Source organism: Pseudoalteromonas sp. SG43-4 (assembly GCF_014164325.1).
Lineage (GTDB): Bacteria > Pseudomonadota > Gammaproteobacteria > Enterobacterales > Alteromonadaceae > Pseudoalteromonas > Pseudoalteromonas distincta.
The window spans coordinates 1-981 of record NZ_JACJFB010000049.1 but is presented as its reverse complement, the minus strand read 5'-3'; the positions used below and the strand labels follow the sequence as shown (position 1 = coordinate 981).

Below are 981 nucleotides of genomic sequence, written 5' to 3'. Positions count from 1 at the left end.
ACTGTGACAGGCACCAGTGATGCACCTAACAGCACCATCACGGTGACGTTTACAGATGCAGCAAATGCTACTCAAAGCATTGATGTACAAACCGATGCCAATGGTAACTGGAGTGCGACACCAACGACTGATTTAGCTGAAGGTAATTACAGTGTTAGCGCCAGCATCACCGATGCAGCGGGCAACACAGGTACAGGTACAGACAGTGGCGAAGTGGATGTAACTCCACCGGCACTTGCCTTTACACCAACGTTTGAACTTGGTTTATTGGTTACCTTAAGTGGTACCTCTGACTTGCCAGCAGGCAGTGAAATTACCATTACCGAGCAACTGGTTGGCGGTGGCATTGGTGCCACCTACACCACCACAACTGATGCCGATGGTAATTGGTCATTAGTCGGATTAGATGTATCGTTACTTGATGTTGGCTCAGTGATCGCCACAGCGACCGATGCAGCAGGTAATACCCGTACAATTAGCTCAGATGACTTTGATAATACACCGCCGACACTCACTGTTGATGTTGCAGCACAAAGCGACAGCAACACGCCAATCATAAGCGGCACAAGTGATGCGGGCGAAGGTGCACAAGTGACGATAGTCATTACCGACAGCAACGGCAACCCACAAACCATCACCGCCCTTGTTGATGCGGATGGTAATTGGAGTGCCACTCCAACCACACCATTAAGTGAAGGTCAAAGCACCATCGAAGTAAGTGTACGCGACAGTGTTGGCAACGAAACTACAGTGAGTGATACCACCACTATCGACACGCAAGCGCCAATACTCACCATTCAAAACGTAGGCGATGTTAGCGACTTAACACCAGAGCTGCAGGGCACCAGTAATGAAATTGGTGGCACTGTTACACTCACCATCACCGACAGCGCAGGCGCTGTGCAAACCATTGAGACCCTAGTTGGCAGCGATGGCCACTGGAACATTGAGATTCCAGGTGCCCTTGCACAAGGTGACTTT

At 50.1% G+C, this 981-nt stretch carries 1 protein-coding gene; it reads left to right on the top strand.

Features of this window, described 5'->3' with window-relative positions:
* On the top strand, positions 1 to 981 hold a 981-nt coding region (locus tag H5160_RS20085), incomplete at both ends, for an Ig-like domain-containing protein (RefSeq protein WP_182738529.1).